At 60.5% G+C, this 13864-nt stretch carries 14 protein-coding genes; 10 read left to right on the top strand and 4 right to left on the bottom strand.

Features of this window, described 5'->3' with window-relative positions:
• The first annotated feature begins 31 nt into the window (after positions 1-31).
• Genes NCS02_RS29785 through NCS02_RS29770 form a run of 4 tightly spaced genes read left to right on the top strand, consistent with a single transcriptional unit; the run spans position 32 to position 4384 of the window.
• Positions 32-823 carry a coniferyl-alcohol dehydrogenase gene (locus NCS02_RS29785; protein WP_244808557.1) on the top strand — a complete coding sequence of 264 codons (792 nt, stop codon included), beginning with the start codon at positions 32-34 and terminating at the stop codon, positions 821-823.
• A gap of 45 nt (positions 824-868) precedes the next feature.
• The gene (locus NCS02_RS29780) at positions 869-1888 is read left to right on the top strand and encodes an aromatic ring-hydroxylating dioxygenase subunit alpha (RefSeq protein ID WP_250523454.1); all 1020 of its coding nucleotides are present in this window, start codon (positions 869-871) and stop codon (positions 1886-1888) included.
• Between the two features lie 51 nt (positions 1889-1939).
• Positions 1940-2908, top strand: a complete 969-nt coding sequence (locus NCS02_RS29775) for a PDR/VanB family oxidoreductase (RefSeq protein ID WP_250523453.1) — start codon at positions 1940-1942, stop codon at positions 2906-2908.
• A gap of 12 nt (positions 2909-2920) precedes the next feature.
• Positions 2921-4384, top strand: a complete 1464-nt coding sequence (locus NCS02_RS29770) for an NAD-dependent succinate-semialdehyde dehydrogenase (RefSeq protein ID WP_250520413.1) — start codon at positions 2921-2923, stop codon at positions 4382-4384.
• 85 nt (positions 4385-4469) lie between these two features.
• Here the strand turns inward: NCS02_RS29770 and NCS02_RS29765 are convergent, their stop codons facing one another.
• Positions 4470-5474, bottom strand: a complete 1005-nt coding sequence (locus tag NCS02_RS29765; RefSeq protein ID WP_244808553.1) for a LysR family transcriptional regulator — start codon at positions 5472-5474, stop codon at positions 4470-4472.
• A gap of 245 nt (positions 5475-5719) precedes the next feature.
• Between NCS02_RS29765 and NCS02_RS29760 the strand changes: the two genes are divergently transcribed.
• The 6 genes from NCS02_RS29760 to NCS02_RS29735 all read left to right on the top strand — a co-directional run bounded on the left by NCS02_RS29760 (position 5720) and on the right by NCS02_RS29735 (position 9627).
• Complete coding sequence (locus NCS02_RS29760) at positions 5720-6595, top strand: NAD(P)-dependent oxidoreductase (RefSeq protein WP_244808552.1); 876 nt, start codon at positions 5720-5722, stop codon at positions 6593-6595.
• A gap of 9 nt (positions 6596-6604) precedes the next feature.
• Positions 6605-6919 carry an NIPSNAP family protein gene (locus NCS02_RS29755; protein ID WP_244808551.1) on the top strand — a complete coding sequence of 105 codons (315 nt, stop codon included), beginning with the start codon at positions 6605-6607 and terminating at the stop codon, positions 6917-6919.
• A gap of 7 nt (positions 6920-6926) precedes the next feature.
• Positions 6927-7862, top strand: coding sequence for a VOC family protein (locus NCS02_RS29750; RefSeq protein WP_250520412.1), 936 nt, complete (start codon positions 6927-6929; stop codon positions 7860-7862).
• A 51-nt stretch (positions 7863-7913) separates the two neighbouring features.
• Positions 7914-8279 carry a YciI family protein gene (locus tag NCS02_RS29745; RefSeq protein WP_250480950.1) on the top strand — a complete coding sequence of 122 codons (366 nt, stop codon included), beginning with the start codon at positions 7914-7916 and terminating at the stop codon, positions 8277-8279.
• Positions 8280-8288: 9 nt separating this feature from the next.
• Positions 8289-9254, top strand: a complete 966-nt coding sequence (locus NCS02_RS29740) for a fumarylacetoacetate hydrolase family protein (protein WP_244808548.1) — start codon at positions 8289-8291, stop codon at positions 9252-9254.
• Between the two features lie 127 nt (positions 9255-9381).
• Positions 9382-9627, top strand: a complete 246-nt coding sequence (locus tag NCS02_RS29735) for a hypothetical protein (protein ID WP_244808547.1) — start codon at positions 9382-9384, stop codon at positions 9625-9627.
• 319 nt (positions 9628-9946) lie between these two features.
• On the opposite strand, the gene NCS02_RS29730 is transcribed toward NCS02_RS29735, so the two are convergent.
• The 3 genes from NCS02_RS29730 to NCS02_RS29720 are packed head-to-tail and all read right to left on the bottom strand — an operon-like array spanning position 9947 to position 13805.
• Positions 9947-11155 carry an MFS transporter gene (locus NCS02_RS29730; protein ID WP_250520411.1) on the bottom strand — a complete coding sequence of 403 codons (1209 nt, stop codon included), beginning with the start codon at positions 11153-11155 and terminating at the stop codon, positions 9947-9949.
• A 40-nt stretch (positions 11156-11195) separates the two neighbouring features.
• Positions 11196-11675 carry a nuclear transport factor 2 family protein gene (locus tag NCS02_RS29725; protein WP_244808546.1) on the bottom strand — a complete coding sequence of 160 codons (480 nt, stop codon included), beginning with the start codon at positions 11673-11675 and terminating at the stop codon, positions 11196-11198.
• 60 nt (positions 11676-11735) lie between these two features.
• On the bottom strand, positions 11736-13805 hold the full coding sequence (locus NCS02_RS29720) for a 2Fe-2S iron-sulfur cluster-binding protein (RefSeq protein ID WP_244808545.1): 2070 nt from the start codon (positions 13803-13805) through the stop codon (positions 11736-11738).
• Between the last annotated feature and the right edge of the window lie 59 nt (positions 13806-13864).

The following is a 13864-nucleotide window of genomic DNA, read 5'->3' as shown; positions in this document are numbered from 1 at the left end:
GAGCCACTTCGCTTTTGAGACAGGAGAACACATGTCAGCGTCCCAATCTGGGCAGCTGAAGACGGTTGCGATCACCGGTGCCGCGTCCGGTATCGGTGCGCACACCGCTCGTCTGCTTATCGCGCAGGATGTCGGAGTCATTGCACTCGATCGTCATGCACCCGACTTCGAAGTGACCCGTTTCATCAAGATCGATCTTGCCGACCCGACGTCGATCGACGCGGCCGCCGCTCAATTGCCCGGCACGCTCGACGGGTTGTGTAACGTCGCGGGCGTTCCCGGCAACGCGGGAGGCGACATCGTTGCCCGTGTTAATTATCTCGGCCTGCGTCGGCTCACAGAAGCCGTGTTGCCCAAGCTCCGCGCAGACGGCTCCGTCGTCAATGTGGCTTCTACGGCCGGTCAAAACTGGCAGGCGCGGCGCGCACTTCACACCGAGCTAGCGGCCACCCGCGACTTCACAGAAGGTCTGCAGTGGCTCGAACAGCATCCGGTTCCGGACGCGGGCGCTTACGCTTACTTCAAGGAAGCGCTGATCGTCTGGACCATGGCGCGCGCCACGACCCTGCGCAGTGCCACAGGCATCCGCATGAACTGCATCAGCCCCGGGCCGACCGACACGCCGATCCTGAAGGACTTCCGTGCCTCCCTCGGCGCCGCAAACGTCGACGACGCGATTCGCCGCGCAGGCGGGGTAGGCGCGCCGGAAGCGATGGCACCCCCAATCGTCTTCCTGCTGCAAGCGCAAAGCGCCTGGATCAATGGCGTGAATCTGCCGGTCGACGGGGGCTTGGTCGCCTCCCGCATTCTCGACCCCGTCTGAGCTTGCTCCTGCCTCTCGGTTAATCACACTAATTAAGGCTGAAAAATGTTCCTAAAGAATTCATGGTATGTGGCTGGCTGGAGCAACGAGATCCAGCGCTCTCTGACGCAACGCTGGATTATCGGCGAGCCGCTCGTGCTGTACCGCACGCAGGCAGGCAAGGCTGTCGCTCTCACGGATCGCTGTCCGCACCGGCGCGCGGCGCTCTCAAAGGGCAATCTGATTGGCGATACCGTGCAATGCGGCTATCACGGCGTCACGCTCGATTGCAGCGGCGCGTGCGTGGCCATTCCGGGTCAGCAGCAGATTCCCCCTTCAATGAGGGTTCGCACATATCCGGTGGTCGAAAAATGGCAGTGGATTTGGGTTTGGATGGGCGATCCGGAGGCCGCCGACGAATCGCTGATTCCCGATTTCCGCTATAACAGCGAGCCAGGCTGGGTCTCGACCGGCGGTTGCATCGACGTCAAGGCGAACTATCAGCTTCTCACTGACAACCTGCTAGATCTCACCCACGAGACGTATGTGCATACGCGGACCATCGGTACCAACGAGATCGTCGAAACGCCGATGACACAGCGCGTCGAGGGCAACGAAGTGCATGTTCAGCGAATCATCAAGAATGCCCCGCCGCCTCCGCTGTTCTCCCGCGTACGTAAGCTCGAAGGCAATATCGACCGCTGGCAGGTCATCCGCTTCCAGCCGCCGGCAAGCGTAACCATCGATGCGCGCGCCTATCCGGCCGGCACCGACGATCTCGAACGCGGATTGCGTTGGTTCTCCGTCAACACGATCACGCCCGTCGACGCGCGCACGAGCAAGTACTACTGGACCATCACGCGCTGTTTTGCCCAGGACGATGCGGAGATCACGAAGACGATTCATGACTCGATCTACACCACCTTCATGGAAGACGTCGAGGTCTTGGAAGCTCAGCAGATCATGATCGACACCGACGATTCGATGAAGGCGGAAGTCGGCGTGCGTGCGGACAGCGGCTCAGTCGCGGCGCGCCGGATCGTCGAAAAGCTGGTTAAGCAGCAATCGACCGTGCTGGCGTCGTGAGCCGGCCGTGCCAGTCGGGCGGCGGCTAGGTGATACCCCGGAGTAAAGCGTATGAAAGACAGTCAACAGCTCGTCGTCTCAGAAGTCATGCAGGAGACGGCTCGCATCCGCCGCTTCGTTTTGCGCCATCCGCAGGGCGATGCGCTGCCCGCCTTCGAGGCGGGCGCGCATCTCGACGTTTCAATTCCGCTCGCGACCGGCGACCTGGCGGTGCGATCGTATTCCATCGCGAGCTCGCCCGCGGACCGCACCCACTATCTGCTTGGCGTTTTGCGAGAGGACGCGGGAAATGGCGGTTCCGCGGCAATGCACGGACGCGTGCAGGCCGGGCAGCTGATGTCGTGCAGCCTGCCGAAGAACCACTTTCCGCTCGTGCCGAAGTCGCCGCATTACCTTTTGATCGCAGGCGGAATAGGCATTACGCCGATCCTTTCAATGGTGCATGTCCTTGCCGCGCAGGCACGCACATTTACCCTCAATTATTGCGTGCGCAGCTCAGAGGACGCGGCTTTCGTCGAGGAATTGAAGGCCCTTGCCGGCGACAAGCTGACACTGCATTGCGACGGCGGTGACCCATCCCGTAGCGTGGACCTTGACGTACTGCTAGGCAACGCACCTGCGGGCGCGGACGTCTATGTATGCGGCCCCCGCGGACTGAACGAAGCCGTAATCGGTGCGGCACGGCGTGCGCATTGGCCGGACGAACGGATTCACTTCGAGTTCTTTGGCGCTGCGGCGCCAGCCGCTGGTGACGTTGCCTTTCGAGTCGTGCTTCAGCAAAGCGGGCAGGCAGTGGAGGTAGCAAGTGACGAGTCGATTCTTGATGCGCTAATCCGCAAGGGCGTCGAACCGATTTACGACTGTAAGCGCGGCGAATGCGGGCTATGCGCAACGACAGTCATCGAAGGGGAGGTCGACCATCGCGATTACGTGCTCTCTCCCGATGACAAAACTAGCCGCAAGCAAATGTGCGTGTGCGTATCACGGGCACGGTGCGGCGATCTGACACTGGACTTGTAATCAAGGAAGACGATGACATCGAACCATCATACCCTGTTGCGTGACCGCGCCTACGTCGGTGGCGAATGGGTCCCCGCCCTGAGCGGCAAGACCTTCGAGGTGCGCAATCCAGCCACCGGCGAACTCGTCGGCACCGTGCCACACATGGCGGCTGAAGACGTTGAGCACGCCATCGCAAGCGCGCAACGCGCGTTTGACGAGTGGAGCGACCGCCCGGCTAAGGATCGTGCCGAGCCGCTCAAAAAATGGGCGCGTCTAATCGTTGATCACGCTGACGAACTCGCAGCGATCCTGACAAGCGAACAGGGCAAGCCGTTGTCGGATGCGAAGAACGAAGTGATCTTCGCAGCGTCCTTCGTTGAATGGTTCGCGGAAGAAGCGCGGCGCACCTATGGCGACACCATTCCTGCTGCGCGCCGCGACATGAGTTTCACGACGGTGAAGGAGCCGATCGGCGTGACGGCAGGCATTACACCCTGGAACCTCCCGTCTGCCATGGTGACGCGCAAGGCCGCGCCCGCGCTCGCCGCCGGCTGCACGATGGTGCTTAAGCCCGCCGAGCACACGCCACTGTCCGCACTCGCGCTGTGCGCACTAGCTGAACGCGCGGGGATACCACCCGGGGTACTCAACGTCGTGACTGCTGACCGCAGCGCGGCGGAGGCGATCGGACGAACGCTGACCTCTAGCGAGGCGGTGGGCAAATTGAGCTTCACCGGATCGACCTCAGTTGGCAAGATCCTCTCCGCGCAATGCGCGGCAACGATGAAACGGGTATCGCTCGAACTCGGTGGCAATTCGCCGTTCATCGTCTTTGCCGATGCCGACCTCGACGTCGCCGTGTCCAGCGCACTGTTCGCCAAGTTCCGCAATGCCGGCCAGACGTGCATCGCGCCGAATCGCTTCCTGGTCGAAGCATCCGTGCACGACGAGTTCGTCGTGCGCATGCTGAAAGCGATGCAATCGCTCAAGCTTGGCGACGGCACCGAGCCTGGCGTTACGCTCGGCCCGGTCATCAGCGAGGAAGCACTTCGCAAGATCGAAAGGCATGTCGAAAACGCCCTGGAACTCGGTGCATCTCTCCTTGCCGGCGGCAGGCGTGCGCGGCGCAAGGGCCACTTCTTCGAGCCCACCCTGATCAGCGGCGTCACGGAGTCCATGGCGATGTCGTGCGAGGAGACCTTCGGACCAGTGATGGCACTCGCCACTTTCAGCGACGAGCGCGAATTGATCGCACGCGCCAATGCTACGCGCATGGGCCTCGCATCCTACCTGTTCAGCCGTGACGCTTCGCGCATCCACCGCGTGTCGCGTGCGTTACACGCGGGCATCGTCGGTATAAATACTGGCATGATCGCAACCGAAGTCGCACCGTTCGGCGGCTACAAGGAATCAGGGGTTGGCCGGGAAGGTGCGCGTGAGGGCATTGACGAGTTCATGGAGACAAAATTTCTCTGCCAGGCATACTCCGCCTGACGTCATTCGCTCACCTGCGGCGAGACACACCACTGAGCATTTGGGCTCGTCGAAAAACCTGCAATGGGTGCGTTACACCCATTGCTTAAGCAAGGTGGTGGGGTTCGTCACCCACGTCTGACGGCTGGAAGGGCTTGGCAAGAACTTCGAGGTCGCGGTCACCCGACATCTCGCGGCCACCTGACATTGGTTTTGAGATTTCCTTGCGAAAAAGGTCGACAATCAACGACCGGAACCAGCGATTTGCTGGGTCGTGATGGTAGCGGTCGTGCCAGTACAACGCGATCTCGAACGCTTCGAGCCCGAGAGGCTCGGGCCGGTAGATTAATGGAAAGTGACGGCTTAACGTGGCGGCGAGGATCTCGGGCGCTACCCAGATCAGATCCGAAGTCAGTAGGCAATGTGGCGCGGCGAGGTACTGCGGGATGCGCACTTTTATGCGGTTCTTAGCCCCTGCTTCGAACAACGCCCGTTCGAGCAACAGATGCCCGCTGCCGCCATATTCGACTAGCAAATGATCGAGCTGACCGAATACTTGGGCATCCAGCGCTCCTTGTGCGAGCGGATGACCTCTCCGCATCACGCAGACGTACCGTTGCTTGAAAAGCGGCTTACGGTGAATGTCCTGCTCAAGCGTTGGCAGATATCCCACCGCCACATCGATCCGCCCGTTCCCAAGCGAGGGAATCGTGTCTTCGATGCGCGTGAACATCGTGTGCAACTTGATATCGGGCGCTGTGCGCTGAAGCTCTCGATAAAGCATCGGCAGCAAGACGACTTCGCCGATATCGCGTGTCCTTATAGTGAACGTTCGTTCCGATTTCTCCGGCCGAAAAGGCTGCGGCACGCCCGTCGTGCCGCGCACAAGGTTTAGAGACTCGATCAATGGACCGGCTAGCTCGAGCGCCACCGCAGTCGGCTCCATCCGCCTCCCGATAAGAACGAAAAGCTTGTCCCCGTAAGTTTCACGCAGCCGCTTAAGCGACGCACTGACGGCGGCCTGCGTCAGTCCGAGGTTTTCGGCCGCTGCCGTGACGGATCGATCACGCCACATGGCCTCAAATACATAGAGCAGATTTAAGTCTTTCATTTCTGCCAGCCGCCTCCCACATTGAAAATGCTGAACTGTCAATTCTATTAATGCAGTTTATAGGCGCCCGGTGGTAGGCACGCACTCGGGTTTACGCGTCTGCGCCGAAGATCTCGGTAGAAAGGCCGTCAGCGACCTATAAATTGTATTTATCCCTCTGAATAAGCGCCACTTCCTCGACGGCGTCCGGCGTCACGATCAGAATTTCGTGAAACGCCTCAGATCGATAAAGAAGGAGACAGGGCATGAAGACAGTCGGAATGATAGGACTAGGGCAACTCGGCCTTCCCGTTGCGTCGAATCTGGTCCAAGCCGGAGCGCGTGTACTGGGCGTCGCGCGCGGCAGCATGCATGAATTCCGCAATATAGGCGGCGTTCCCATCGAAGATCCAGCGACGCTGCTGCAGGAAGCAGACATCGTGCTGCTCTGTCTCCCAGGCGAGAAGGCGCAGCTCGAGGTGCTCGACGGTGAGCGAGGCCTCCTGCAAGCGGGCGTGCGCGGGAAGATTGTCGTCGAGCTCGGCACGTACAGCCTCGCGTTCAAGCTTGAGATGCAGCAGCGACTGCGAGACGCGGGCCTTGATTTGCTCGAATGTGAAGTGAGCGGCTCACCGCCGATGGTTCTGCAGAAGAAGGCGGCGCTCTTCGTCGGCGGATCACAGGATCTCTACGCCCGCTGCAAGGATGTACTTGATCTGATCGCGCCAACCCAGTTCCACCTCGGACCGATCGGCGCCGCGCTTAGCATGAAGCTGATCGCGAATGCCCTGCTTGCAGTGCACACCCTCGCTGCCGCCGAAGCGGTGAATCTGGGCATGCGCGCCGGCATCGATCCTCATGTGCTGGTGGAGGCGATCGGCAAAAGCGCGGGCGCCTCGACCATGTTCAACATTCGTGCCCCGATGATGGCGGACCGGCGGTTTCAGCCCGCGCCGGGCCCCTTCACCGCGTTGGAGAAGTATCTGCATCTCGCCTCCGAAATGGCGGACGAGACCGGTAGCGCCATGCCGCTCTTTTCGGCCGCTGCACCGTACTTTCGCCGTGCCGTCGATCAAGGCATCGGGGAGAAAGACATCTCAGCGGTCATCACATTACTCGAGCAAGAGTCCAGAAACGCGTGAGGATATTTCATGATCATCGAGCAGCGAACGTACACCCTCAAGCCCGGAACCGTGCAGCCGTTCCTCGCGCTGTATCAGTCCGACGGACTTGACGTGCAAGCCGAGGCGCTAGGCAACCTGGTCGGGTATTTCGTCACCGAGACCGGCGAGCTCAACCGTGTCGTACAGCTGTGGGGCTTCGACACCTTCGAGGACCGCCTTCAACGCCGCCGGGCGCTGTCGCAATCCGAGGCGTGGCGGGCGTTTCTCACCAAAGCCGGGTCGTATGTCATCGAACAGCGCAGCGAACTGCTGATACCTGCGCCCTTCTCTCCTATCCGCTGAGGCCGTCATGATTCACAGCCTGAACCACATCGGACTGATCGTTCCTTCGCTCGAGATCGGTCGAGCTTTCTATGAATGCGCCGGCCTCCAGACCCGCATGTCGGAAGGCCATCTGGTTTGTCGTTGCGAAGGTCGCGACCAGGACCAAGTCCGTCTCATTCAAGGTCCAAAGAAGCGCCTGGCTTATGTATCGTTTGCCACGCCAAAAGGTCGCCTTGCCGAACTCCGCGCGCGGCTCGAAGCGGCTGACGTCGAAATGCGCGATGCACCTTTTGCCATGCCATTCGACGGCATCTGGTTCAAGGATCCGGACGGTGACTGGATCAACGTGCAGGAGGCCGACGATGTGCCCTCCACGTTGCCCGCTCCGGTAGAAGTGAACTCACCGCAGCGCTACCGCCGCCTCGGCATGCGGGCATGTGATGCCACGTCGTCGCTAAAGCGCACGCGTCCGCGCCGTCTCGGGCACCTCATCAAGTTCTCGCCAGACGTCGACCGTGCCGTACGTTTCTATACCGAAGTGCTCGGCCTGCTGATTTCCGACCGTGCTTTGGACATCATCGCATTCATGCGCTCGCCATTCGGTGGGGATCATCACATGCTCGGCATCGCCAAATCGTCGCATACCGGCTTGCATCACATGAGCTTCGAGGTGAGCGACATCGACGAGATCGAAATGGGCGCTCAGCACTTGCTCGCCTCCGGATACCGCGACGGCTACGGCCTCGGGCGGCACGGCGCCGGTTCGAACTACTTTCACTACATTCGCGACCCGTGGAACAGCATGATCGAATACTTTTGGGACATCGACGTAATTCCCGAAGGCGCAGACTGGACACCGATGGGTTCCACGGAGAACGAAGTACGGGCCGTACTGGAAGCAGTCTGGTCGGGCATGCCGGCGCCCAAGGAATTCATCATGAACTTTGAAGAACCCGACTGATCGCGCTGCCTTGCGTCCCCCTCGACTGTAACCTGAATCTTCGAACCGACCATGAGCGACCTCCAGACCGTTCTGCGAAACATGCTCAACAAGACGTTCTACGTTGCGTTGCGCAAGCCACTCGATCTTAAGCGCGTGGCCGATGTGCTACCGCGTCATATCGAGTGGATGCTTGAGGCCGAGCGTACCGGCGAAGTTTTCCTCTCCGGGCCCTTCACCGGCGAGGGCCCGCCCGGTTCCCAAGGGGGCATGAGCATACTGCGCGCGCCGTCGATGGAGGAAGCGCAGCGCCTTATCGCGCAAGATCCGTTCATCGCCGAAGGCGTGTTCGAAGCGGAGTTGAGGCCGTGGCTTTTGATGGAAGGAAGCCTCAACTGCACGATCACCCTGTCAAACCAGAGAGCCAGCATCGACTGAGAGCATGTGATGACTTATCAGCTTTTCACCTACATTGACTCGTCAGGCGTCACCTGTCCGGGTCTCCTGCATCGCGGGCAACACTACAGCCTCCGGGCCCTCGACTCTGCGTGGGCGGGTCCTGCGCTCTTTGATCGCTCGGACGCCGGTATCGACGAACTGATCGGAAACTGGGCGGGCGCGCAAGCCCAACTTCAGGCCCTGGTCCAAGCGCTGGACACAGCGGCCTTTGACAGTGCGCCCGCGCGCCTTCAGGCGGACGCCGTCTCGTTCGACGCGCCGGTCACCCGCCCCGGTGTCATCTACGCTTGCGGCGCGAACTATCGGGACCACGTGGAGGCCATGGCGCGCGCATTCAACATGCGCATCACGCTTGACCCGCGCGGGGACGGCATTCCGCCCTGGCATTTCATTAAGGCAGGACGCGGCACACTCGCGGGTCACCGCCAAAAAGTCAGCTATCCGGGCCACACGCAGCTCCTGGACTGGGAAGCGGAGCTCGCAGTGATCATCGGCAAGCGCGCGGAGAACGTCGCGGTCGCGGATGCCCTAGACTACGTGGCGGGTTACAGCATCGCGAATGATCTGTCGGCGCGAGATAACCTCAAGCGGGAAAAGGTGGATGAATCGTCGCCCTTCCGTTTCGACTGGATCGGTCACAAGTGCTTTACAGGCGCATGTCCGCTTGGCCCCTACTTCACGCCAGCCCAGTTTGTAGCGTCGCCCGAGAAGCTCGGCATCAAGCTCTGGCTCAACGATGCGATCAAGCAGGACTCTAATACGTCGAATCATCTGTACTCCGTGGCCGACCAGATTGCTTACCTGAGTGAACGGATGACGTTGTTTCCCGGCGATATTCTGTTGACCGGCACCCCCGCCGGCGTTGGCATGGAAACCGGCACCTTCCTCAAGCGCGGCGACGTCATGAAGGTGTGGATTGAGGCGCTCGGCGAACTTGAAACGACGATCGTTTAGCACTAGCCGAAAGCGTCGATCTGGCGCGCCCTTTCATGCTCGACATGTCGCGCATGCGCCGTGAATCGAACGATCCGTTCCGACCGGCGACCTTGTCAGCGGCAGTTGCCGCCATACGGAGAAGTCGATGATCGAATGGAAATATTCATTGCGAAAGACGGTCGAATACTGGCTCTCGCCGTCCCCTTCTGCGCTCGTGCGCATACTGCGGTTCAAGAATCGTGGACGCACGAACCAGTGCTTCGTGAAGGTGATGACCTCCGAAGGCGGCAGGGCCGCGGAGATGTACTTCTTTCGGCACGATGACGGCACCTGGCGCGTCTTCCCACCGCGCCGCACATTCCCATCTCTGACCTATCCCAGATTCGCGTAGCGCCGCCCCCCGGCCCCCTCAGCCGGCACAGTATGCTCGTTTCAAATGTTTCACAGGGTTTCCATATGGAGTTTGTGGTCAAGCTGACCAGGGACGATCCTGGCCGCTTCGTGTTGTACCCCGCTTTTCTTTCAGTCTGGTTTGTAGCGCTATAAGCGACTGCGACTCTTGGTCTGAAGCAGCCGAAGCGTCGATGTGAGCGCGGTCGAATCAATACTGTATCGGTGCGGGTCGTTACGGGCTTTCATCCGGGCGCCGAGATTCGGGTGCCCAATCGGAAGTCGATAACTCATCGGGGCCTTTCCGCCGTAGCAGCCTTTCAACCGCTTGCGTCCGTTCGCCTTTCAGAGCTGAACAGGTTCAATGCGACCACTGCGGCGACGAGTTCGCAGGCGGCGAAGAGGCCCAGGGCCATCTCAAATCCATGGGCCAGGATCGCGCCGAAGAGCAGACTACCGAGGCCGAATCCGACGAACAACGTGAAGACGTTGAGCCCCATTGCTTGTCCCGGGCGTTGACCGCCAAGAGAAGTAACAATGCCGCCGAAAAGCGGCTGTGTCATGTCATATCCGAGCGACAGGATCATCGCGACGAGCGGAATGGCCTGCACTGGCACGCTCAAGCAAAGGGCAGCCGCTCCCAGCGCGCTCAGGGCCAGACCGAGCGGAACGATGCGCGCGCGACCATACCGGTCCGCCAGCCGTCCGATGAACGGCCCCAGCAGGAAACCAGGAACCCCGTATCCGAGCAAGGCAAGGCCGACGTGCACGGCATCAAGTCGATAGCGCTGTTCCAGATATACCGCGAGCCAAGTAAAGACGCCGGAGTGAAACATCGAGTTCACCAGCACGTAGCCGTAGGTGCGTCGAGCACGAGCATTGCGGAGTAGCTCTCTGTATCCAGAAAAGACGTCGGTAAGCCTTATGGTTTGTGGTGGTGTCGCCGCTGCGAGGAATCTGCGATAAGGAAGCAACACAAGCAGAAGCATGGCGCCGACAAGTCCAACCATGACGAACAGTCCGCGCCAGCCAATCAGCGGCATGAGCAAGGCACCGCAGGGGGAACCGAACGCCATGCCGCCTGCCATCGCACCAAAAAGCCAGCCTAGGGGCCGCCCGCGCTCATCGTAGGGGAAGGCGCGGCCAACAAGCACGAGTGCAAGAGGCACGACGCCGCCTGCGCCGAGGCCCGTCGCGACTCGCCAGGCCGCAAGCTGATCGATACTTGTTGCGCTCGCGCTCAGGAGCGTGAGCCCTGCGAACGCGGCGAGCGACCCGTACAACACGCGATGGATACCGGCCCAATCCGCGACCAGCCCGTAGATTAACGTCGCGACACCGTACGGAATCAGATAGGCCGGCACGATGTGAGCGACAGCTGTTTCCGGTGCCGCGAAGATGCGCGAAAGCGCCGGCACGATAGGGGCAACCATGTAAGCCTGGAAGAAGATCACGAACGTGACACCGGCCAGCCTTCGTAGCAAAGCTTCACGTTCAACGGGAGATTCTACATAGGAGGCGGTGTTCACGACGATGAGACTCCTGCATGGTTGCGGCGGCTGCGGGTTCTTACAAACCCAGATCGCTCAGTCCAGGGTGGTCGTCGGGTCTGCGCCCTAGCGGCCAAAAGAATTTCCGTTCACTCTCCTTGATCGGCAGGTCGTTAATGCAGGCATAGCGGTGATGCATGAGACCGTCGGCGCCGAATTCCCAGTTTTCGTTGCCATAAGAGCGGTACCAGTTTTGCGCGTCGTCGTGCCACTCGTATGCGAAGCGAACAGCAATGCGGGCGCCCTCATATGCCCACAATTCCTTGATAAGACGGTAGTCGAGCTCGCGTTGCCATTTGCGCGTAAGCAGTGCCACGATCGCAGCGCGACCCGTGGCGAACTCTGCTCGATTGCGCCACACGCTGTCCGTGCTGTACGCAAGCGATACCTTCTCCGGGTTGCGCGAATTCCATCCGTCCTCTGCAAGACGCACCTTTTCAATGGCGGTTTCCAGCGAAAAGGGCGGAAACGGCGGCCGCGCTGCGTCGACATCGTTCATGATCAATTCCTTTCTGAGGGTTAGAACTTTAGGCTAGTCGCTAAGGGAGGAGCAGTATTGTCAAACGTCGAGGAGCAGACGATCCCCACCGCCCGAGTTGGGATGGGCAGGCACGGCGCAGCAGATCAACGCCTCGTCCTCCGGCACCTTGAATTCTGGGCTTGCAGTGTAGGCCACTGCGCCTTCAACAATGCGCGTCCGGCAGCTCCCGCAACTGCCGCTCCGACAACCATAATCCGGTGCTAAGCCACGCGCTTCGGCCAGTTCCAGCAGAGATCCGGAATCTGGCTGCCAGCGCGCTTCCTTTCCTGTCCTCACGAACGCGACGGGCGTTGGCTTATCTGCCGGCGCGCGCAAGGAAACGCTCATCGTCGCATCGGTGCGCCGTTTAATGCCGGACGGACCGAAGGCTTCCAGGTGGATGCGGGCGTCTGCGACGTTGAGGTCGCGCAGCCCTTCATAAACCGACCGCATGAAACCCGCAGGCCCGCACAAATAAAAGTCGTAGTCGTCGAAGGGAAGCGTCGCGCGGAGCAAATGCATGTCGACACGTCCCGCAACGTCAAAGTCTTCGCCCTCGCGCGCGTCGCGCGGGTCCGACAGCGCGCGCACGACTTTCACTGCACCATCGGCGGAAGCCACTAGACGGCTGATCTCCTCGCTGAACGCACGGTCCTTGATTGAACGCGCCGAGTAAAAGAACCACGTTTTGCGAATTCCGCGCTTACGTAGGCCCTCGTAGACGATGTGACGTAACATGGCAAGCATGGGCGTTACACCAACACCGGCGGCAAGCAACACTGCGGGCCGGCGCTCGAGTGCGTCGACCGTGAATTGGCCGGCCGGGGCACGCGCCTCAATCACGTCGCCATTGCGCAAGGTGTCGTGCAGATATGATGAAACGCTTCCTTCTCGCTTCACGCTAATTCGGTAGAAGCCGTCCGACGGCGCACTCGACAATGTGTAATTGCGCAGGATCGGCGTGTCATCGCTCACGATACTGACGCGAATCGGCAGATGCTGACCCGCAAGGTGCGGAATCAGCCCAGCACCGTCGATCGGTTCCAAATGGAAGGACCGGATCACTGCGCTTTCGTCAACGATCTTCGCAACCCTAAACGGGCGCCATGACCGCGCGAGGTCTGACGCCCTTAGTCGGCTCGCTGCATCATCCCAACTCCCTGTCATAAGCGAGTTGGGCGACCAACCGCTCGCCCGAAACTTCCAGCGCAACGGCAACGCCCCGCGGCGGTGAATGACTCTGCGCGGCCTGAAGCGCCACAGCCTTTCAGCGCCCTGAAAAGCGGCGATCTCTGGCGACTCGAGATCGACTTCCGCGTCGCCTGCCATTTGCAGGACATCGCCGGTTTCGAAGTCGGTGAACAGCAAGCCGGCGCGGGGATTGACGACAAAATTGCCGAGCGTCGCGAAGAACAGATTGCCAGCGAAGTCAGGAATCGTCAGCACACCGTCATCGCCGATGCGCACAAACCCCGCCTTTCCCCCTCGATGCGAAACATCGACCTGGCGCGCGTCGCCATCGCCCTGATACGAGGCGACAAACAACGTGTCGGCGCTCGCGATCATGTTGCGGGCGCGGTCGTCGATGCAATCGTATTCTATCGGCGCCGTCTCCGAGAAGACATCCGGGTCCCGCACGAATTCAAAGTCGCGCAACTGGATGTATTGCGGACAGTTGCCGAAACTTTGCAAGACTTCAAGATCGAATGCGCGCGCGGCCCGCTGGCGGATCATGCCATTCAGCCGATTGCGGCGGCGGGTGTGCAACTCGATACCAAGCAGCCCGAGCGCCGCGCCATCACCGATGCCACTGGCGGCTGGGTCATTAGGATCGAACGCGGCATCGATAGAGAGGATCCGATCGGTGGGCGAACGCATGAAGCCCGGTCGCCCGCACGCGTAGGACGCCCACACGTCACCATCCTTTGCTACTGCGCCGACGACGATGAAGGGAAGTTGAGAAAAGAAGCTTCGGTGCTGTTCGGGCATGTGATCTCGGACGAAACGTCGGCCGACGCTGTCCATCTTCTGCATTACACCGACCTTTTCTTGTAGTTCTAGTTCGCCCCGATGCCAGGGCGAGCCGATTTGGCTCGATACAGAACTCACGATCTATCTCCTTGACCGATGATGCGCGTTCGATCTTGCAAGGGCCTGTCTTGCCGGCG

The sequence above is a fragment of the Caballeronia sp. NCF2 genome, from assembly GCF_023631205.1.
In the GTDB taxonomy this organism is placed as follows: Bacteria; Pseudomonadota; Gammaproteobacteria; order Burkholderiales; family Burkholderiaceae; genus Caballeronia; species Caballeronia zhejiangensis.
This window is presented reverse-complemented; position numbering and strand designations above follow the sequence as displayed.